The 7,159-nt window shown below is 32.5% G+C and carries 7 protein-coding genes; all 7 read right to left on the bottom strand.

Going from position 1 to position 7,159, the window contains the following annotated elements; genetic code table 11:
* Positions 1–242: 242 nt before the first annotated feature.
* Positions 243–839 (bottom strand): recombinase family protein, encoded by a 597-nt coding sequence (locus HMPREF9699_RS05665; RefSeq protein ID WP_002663140.1) that lies wholly within the window; start codon positions 837–839, stop codon positions 243–245.
* A 454-nt stretch (positions 840–1,293) separates the two neighbouring features.
* Entirely contained in the window at positions 1,294–1,827 is a 534-nt protein-coding gene (locus HMPREF9699_RS05660; protein ID WP_002663133.1) for a PDDEXK nuclease domain-containing protein, read from the bottom strand.
* A complete protein-coding gene (locus tag HMPREF9699_RS05655) occupies positions 1,824–2,093 on the bottom strand; it encodes a hypothetical protein (RefSeq protein WP_002663132.1) in 270 nt (89 codons plus the stop codon). Before HMPREF9699_RS05655 ends, HMPREF9699_RS05660 begins: the two co-directional genes overlap by 4 nt.
* 202 nt (positions 2,094–2,295) lie before the next feature.
* Positions 2,296–2,973 carry an imm11 family protein gene (locus HMPREF9699_RS05650; RefSeq protein WP_002663131.1) on the bottom strand — a complete coding sequence of 226 codons (678 nt, stop codon included), beginning with the start codon at positions 2,971–2,973 and terminating at the stop codon, positions 2,296–2,298.
* Positions 2,974–3,603: a hypothetical protein gene (locus tag HMPREF9699_RS05645; protein WP_002663130.1), complete on the bottom strand. Its 630-nt coding sequence runs from the start codon at positions 3,601–3,603 to the stop codon at positions 2,974–2,976.
* A gap of 19 nt (positions 3,604–3,622) precedes the next feature.
* The gene (locus tag HMPREF9699_RS05640; protein WP_002663128.1) at positions 3,623–3,997 is read right to left on the bottom strand and encodes a hypothetical protein; all 375 of its coding nucleotides are present in this window, start codon (positions 3,995–3,997) and stop codon (positions 3,623–3,625) included.
* Positions 3,998–4,001: 4 nt separating this feature from the next.
* Positions 4,002–6,686 carry a fibronectin type III domain-containing protein gene (locus HMPREF9699_RS05635; RefSeq protein WP_002663126.1) on the bottom strand — a complete coding sequence of 895 codons (2,685 nt, stop codon included), beginning with the start codon at positions 6,684–6,686 and terminating at the stop codon, positions 4,002–4,004.
* Positions 6,687–7,159 lie beyond the last annotated feature (473 nt).

Here is a 7,159-nt window from a genome sequence, read left to right as displayed (position 1 = left end):
TTCTTTTAGGTAAATGTGGGATAATTTCTTCTACTATCGTATCTTTGTCCAGTACTACAAACAAGGTCTTTGGTTTTTATGTTTCACACCACAAAAATCATAATTCTTTGTTTGTTTTCAAAAAGTCAAGATAGACTCAGTTATATTTAGGTAACTAATCACACACAAATCCCAGTAAGACTATTATAGTTTTCAAAGAATGAAAGTTTGTAGAGAGCTTTCATTTTTATAGTATGTGTAAATTACAAGTCAATAACTTTCCCCTTCACCTTTTGCACAGTACCTGTACTGACATTGCAGATTTTTGCGGTGTCGCGGATGCTGTTGCCTTTTCGGAGGCTTTTGATGACCTCTTTGTATTTTGCAAGGAAAACTTCATTGGATTCTGTGCTTCCTTTTTCTCGACCTTTGTAAACGCCTTTGGCTTTGGCGAGGGCGATACCTTCTCGTTGTCGTTCGAGAATCGCTTCCCTTTCCATCTCCGCAATATTTGCCATTACCGAAATAATGAGTTTGAAGGCTTGGTTTTCTTTGCCTTCGATAAGGCTTTCAATACCTAAATTATCGACTTTTAAAGTAACAGAATGTTCTTTCAAAATCTCCAAAGTCTTTAAAATATCAAACAAATTTCTGCCGAGCCTATCAATTGATGAAACGCTAATGTAAGAAATTTCCCCCGACTTGACTTTATTTAAAAGCTCTATTCCTGCTGGTCTTTTTTCAAAAGGTACAGAGCCAGAAACAATATCCGAAAAAAGAATCTCATCTTTGGTTTTTCGCTTTTCTTGTCTTGCTTGTTTTTGATGGGTAGCGGAAATTCTAATGTATCTTGCTTTCATAAAAAAGTTTTTCCAAAAATAAGAAAAATACTTTTTTGTATCAAAAGTAGGAAGGGTATAAATAATACGGCTTGTTTGTCTTTTATTTCTGAAAATTAAAACATTTATATGTGTTAAATTTAGACTATAGTTTATTTTTGAAACAATGGTTTTAAACAAATAGGACAATGTCTAAACAGTTACCATAAGCATTTGTTTAGCATATTTCGGTAGAATTGAAAACTGCAATTGTAGAAAGCACTAAATTAGCTGCTGGGGTGTAGTGTGTATTTTGAGAAAAAAACTATGTTTTTATAATATAAAACATTAAAATTCAATCAAATAAAAATTTTCTTGTGAGAATGAGGCTTGTTTTTGAGAGTTTTTTTATGTATTATGGTTTATGAAATAAGGTAAAAAGAACATATAGTAGATACTTTTCCTACTGAATTTTTGTTTTTTCTCATAAAAGAACTTAGTTGTCAAAAATAGCTTTTAGTTTTTTTTGTAAAAGTTTTTTATCAGGTAATTTAGTATGATATTCCGCAACCATTGTAGGAGACAAGCTTCTGCTAAGAGCATATTCTACTACTTCTATATCTTTATCTTTGCAAATAAGAACCCCTATACTTGGATTTTCATTTTCTTTTTTTACATCGCGATCAAGAGCTTCAAGGTAAAAATTGAGCTGCCCAATATATTCAGGTTTAAATTTATCTGTTTTTAGTTCAAAGGCAATAAGGCATTGTAACTCTCGATGATAGAATAGTAAATCAATGAAAAAATCACTATTTCCTACTTGAACTCTATATTCTTCTCCCATAAAAAGGAAATCTTTTCCTAGTTCTAAAATGAAATTTTTCATTTGTAGGATAAGCTCTTTTTGTAATTGAGATTCATTATGATTTTCAGAAAGATTGAGAAAGTCAAAGATATAGGAATCTTTGAATACATTTTCAACATTTTTATCATTTTTTAATGCTGGAGGGACATTATGATTGGCTATCATAGCTCTTTCAAAGGTGCTTGATGAAATTTGTCTATCAAGCTCTCGGAGTTAGGTTTATATTTATAAGCCTTGTCCCAAAAACTTTTTGGTAAATTAGTTAGTGATTTATTATCTACACCTGGTGTTACGCCTTTTAGGTTTTTAAACTCCGTGAGATTGAAAATATTATCAGCTTTTTTTATTTTCCCCCAAACCTTTTCAACAACTTCATCAGCTTGGTTGTCAGTAATTTGATAGGTGTTTTTTAGGAAAGTTTTTGCTTTCACAAAATCTACGCTTTTCCCTGCTGCTTTTATGACTTGGTTAAGCGGGTTAATGGCATCTGCGAGTTTATTGATTTTCCCTATTTTCCCTACTTTTACAATAGTGAGAGGTATGGTTACTACTTCTATGGTAGATTTTCCGTATTGGTGAACTATTTTAAAGAACTTCTATTTCTTGGGATAAATTTACGGAGATTTTTAATAACTATAAAAAATAAAAATTTATATTTTTAAATTTATTCAGTTCTATGCCTGTTATATTTTTATTTTCAATTTCATTTTTTAGTTCTTCTGATATGATAAATCCAAGAAACTGAATGTAAAAAATATCAAACTTTTTCTTAATAACAATGTCCATTTTATACCTTTCATTATCCTCTTTCCATAGTCGGTACATTTGTCGAAAACTTTTTGAATCGGAAACATTCATTTCTAGATCTTGCCAATCCCCGTCTATTTTCTCATAATATTTGCTTTTTTCAAAATCAAAATCTTCCCATTCATTCCAAGCAACTTGGAATATATAATAATCTAGTTTATTATTTTGATATTTTAATTTGGAAGGATAAAACTTATATGGCATAGCTATCTTAAAACCTTCTAATAGTATTTTAAATTGTTCGGAAATTAGGAAGCCTTCAACCATAACATCGGAGTTGTGATACACATCTAATAAAATAAAATCGTTTTCTTTTTTCAATGTGATATCCCATAAAATGAAATAGTCAAATAATGGAGCATCTTCTATTATATTATCAAATGAAAGTTTTCCAAAATTTTCCGAATTATTAAAAAAAAACTCATTGCTTTTTATATTAAAAGCCTTAGCTGTTGGATATGGATTATCCAAATCTTTATTTTTACTATATGATATATTGTACATTTATTTGATAGATATATTGTTTATTATATTATCTCCTTTAATAACTTCAATATTTATTCTTTTCTTTAAATCTTGTGTAAATTCTAAGAAGTCATCAAAACTCGCTTCTAAATCACCTTTATTATTAAGGACTATATTGTCTATTTTTTGATCAATATAGTTATTATAATTGGGGTGGTTAGCGGTAATGGTAGTGGCTAAACCATTGGAATCTACACCATTAGTATTATCAGTATTAGACGCTCCCCCTTCTGCTAGCTTTCCATTTTGGGTAATATTTCCGTTTTCATCTACTGCCCAGATATTGCCATTGCTATCGATAATGGTGTAATCTTGCCCCGCAGGGAGTTCTTGGGTACTTTTTTTCCCTGCCCCTGAGTGGTTATTATTCCCACTATCCGCATTTCCTTTGATGATGATTTTCCCAGGAGGTGGCGTGGTGATATGGATAATTTCGGAGATGGGATAATTGGTGCTAATACTCTTTACCCCACTATCTCCAAATAGCTCACCGACTCCTGCGGAGGTATTTTTTTCTAACCTCTGTATTGGTTGCTGGGCATACAACAGGTTTTGTGTTTGCACAAACAAACACAAAATCAAAAATAGTATGCGTAGTAGGTTTTTCATTGTTTAGTTATATGGAATACTACTCATTTTTTAGAATATACAAAAAAGTAGTATCTACATTTTTTTGATGAATTCGAACCATAATAGAATCGTATTTTTTTTCAAGTCTTACATCTTTATATTTGTTAACAAAATTATCTGCAAGTTGTTTAATATCTTTTGAAGTATATATAGTGTCTTTTTTATTTATCTCAATAAACTGAGCAGTTATTTCAGCTGAATCTATTTCATAATTTATAGATACATTTTCTGAATCTTGAAACTCTCTTATGAACCCATAATATTGTTTCTCAGATTCAGGCAGTCTCATTCCTAATCCGCTAATCCAAATAAATGTGTATCCTATAATGAAGATACATCCAATAATAAATAAAATAATTTTAATGTTTTTCATATTTTTATTTTCTACATTTTAAATTATAATTCTTCTTTCCTATTTCCAAATCAAATTGAGGGTGATTAGCATCAATAAATTGACTTCCTATTTTCCAAAAACGCTTAGTATTCTTTGGAATTTGAGAATAAAAAACTTTCCCTTCTTTGTTTAAATTCTGTTGATAGCTTACTTTTTTCAAATCTTCTAAATAAGGGATAACAGAAATTGAAGCCGTTGTTCCGTGAACACTAGATTCTCCCAAATCATTTCTTATAGCAATTCCAAATTTTGTAACACCTTTTATTCCTGAATAAGTTTTGTATCTATAATTAGTACCAATAACCCAGTCATAAAAATCTGTACAACCTTTATTTTTATGAGTATCAAAATACATATACTCTATTTGATAGGTAGGAACATTAGAGTTTGTATGAGAAAAATCTTCAGCTCCTTCATCAGCAGAAAGATACACGGCTTCTTTTATTTTAGCGTTATTACGATAAAGTTCATCAATTATTCCTGCACTATAAGCTACTCCTTCCGAGTGTCCTATAATAGCTATATTTTTTTCTAAAATACTTTTGTTTTTTTCTAAAAGGAGCGTTATGAATTTTCTACCATTTGTAAATCGATCTTTAAAATCCTGATCACTACCTATAGCAGAAGAGCCATTTACATAAATAATATAGGTGTTATTTTTATTAAATTTAAAATAATTTAAGTACCCGTTTATATGCCTTCCTGTATTATCATCAAAATACAACCAGTAATCTTTTCTTCCATAGCTTGGACCTGGAAGAATTTTAGAATAATGTCCATTAACAAATAAAATTACATTTTGTGCATTTTTTAACTGATCAAAATCAACATTCTCAACATTTTTGGTTGGACTATTACTATCTATCTTCAAAAACTCTTTCTCATATTTTTTATAAAGTTTCTCTGCTTCAGCCGCCGCCGCAATAGCGTTTTCTTTTTCTTTTTCGCTCATATCTCCAATAGAAGCAATAAAAAGACTTCCTTGTATTCTTCTAAACAAATCTTTATCCTCATCACTCATATCCATATCATCAACATTGGAAGAATAAAAATCCCATTGTTTTTTTAGGGCTTCCCATCTAGCTTTATCTTCATCAGTTATAGTATCCTTATTAATCAGATTAACAATTTCATTTATTAAATCCCCAATGCTAACTTCCACCACATTCGCTTCCTCAATATCATAACTCGTCTCTACGACTCCGCTAATGAGTTGTCTATCTGTATTGAGTTGAATATTATTAAAAACGACTTTTATTTTGGTATCCGCTAGATAAGGGACTTGAATATATCCTGTTCCGCTGTAAATACCGTTGCTTCCTTGTGCATCGATAATCGTTACTGGGAAATCCCCTGCGGTAAAGGTTTCATTGGTACCTAAAACAGATTGCAAAAGGTTTTTATTGCTAATCTCAATATTGGGCATTACGCCACATTGATAATTGGTATTTTGAGCGTCTTTGCTATCGGTGGTGAAATACTGAATACCACTGAAAGCATAGGCGTTTCCTGCACTTTCATTATTAGCAAAATTGTTATCAAAATAATCGCCAGCAGTTGCCAACTGCCCACAAACGGAGCCTATACGATATTCGTATTCGGTATGGTCTTCTAGTCCAGTGATGGTGTATCGTGTTTGATAGCTTTCTGCGGTTTGCCACTGGGTTTGGCTGTTTTTTTTTCGGTATTGAATACGGTATAGTCCGTTGTTTTGCCCTGTTGATGACCAAGAAAGCTCTACCCTTGCTCTTCCTACATTTTTAGCCATTAGGAAAGTAGGCGTAGGGCAGTTTTCTACATAGTCAAAGTAGAAAATTTCAGAGAGTCCATTGTTTTTATAAACGCCATTGTCATTATTGGGAGCAGTGTCAAACATCGCTCCGCTTTTGGCTTGCACCTGCCAAGCGTATCTTTTACCAGGGATAAGCTGTGGTTTGTCCAATCCATAATAAACCATTGGAGCAAACGAAGTTTCTTGCCACAAGGTTCTTGAAGCTAAAAATCCTGCTTCAGGACTTTGTCCTAAGTCCCATAATTCTTTTAGGATAAAGGTATATTGGGTATTAGGAGCGACTTGCCTTGGGAGCCACTGAAAGATAATAGGCGTATTATTATTGGCTTGAATTTTCTCTGCTCGTTGTGGGAGGTTGAGCTGTGGTGGGTCGTATTGCGTAAGATATATGGTAGCACAAGACTTAGCCGATAGGTTGTTTTTGGTATAAAAATCAAAGGCTTGAAAACAAAACTGATAGGCACCCTCAGGCAGTGCTTTGCTGTATTGCAATGCACTGATACCGTTTAGGTTTTGTAGCTCAAAGAGAGGTCTAAGGTCTATATTGGAAAGGGTAATAGGAGTGCCAGGATAGAGCGTAAAGGGCGATAACCCGACTACAAAATCATTGCTCCTCGCAAAGGACTGAGCGTTAAGCCCCGCCTCTAGAGAGAACTTAAGCCCTGCTTGATGAGCGGGTTGCATCAGGTCCGTCATTAGGATTTGGACTTGAAGTTTTTGTTGTGTGGTAGTGGCGTAGTCAGATAGTTTTAGGCTATACGGAGCTAAGACTACAGGCGTAACTCGGACAGGGTATTGCTGGGCATACAATAGGTTTTGTGTCTGCACAAACAAACACAAAATCAAAAATAGGAGTATGCGTAGCGTTTTTTTCATTGTTTTATTTGGTCAGCAATTCTTTATATCCCTTATTATCACTCATCAAAACTTATATCACTAACTCTGATACACGAGCAGTGGGCTTCAATCATTTAGGAGCTTTATTTTGCACAAAAATACCTAAAAGTAAGAGATGTACCTTACTTTTAGGTAAAATATTTGTTTTAGGCTGGATTGAATATCAGAGAATTAGAGTACAAATAAAAGGGTATCACTAACTTTGGAACATTACCTTTTTTTTATTAGTTTTTCATATGAGTCTATCTTGACTTTTTGAAAACAAACAAGGAATTATGATTTTTGTGGTGTGAAACATAAAAACCTAAGACCTTGTTTGTAGTACTGGACAAAGATACGATAGTAGAAGAAATTATCCCACATTTACCTAAAAGAAAAAGAGGATTTAAACCAAAATCGTCTATTAGTGAGATAATTAACTGTATTTTATACAAATTGAAAACAGGTATTCA

Source organism: Bergeyella zoohelcum ATCC 43767 (assembly GCF_000301075.1).
Lineage (GTDB): Bacteria > Bacteroidota > Bacteroidia > Flavobacteriales > Weeksellaceae > Bergeyella > Bergeyella zoohelcum.
This window is presented reverse-complemented; position numbering and strand designations above follow the sequence as displayed.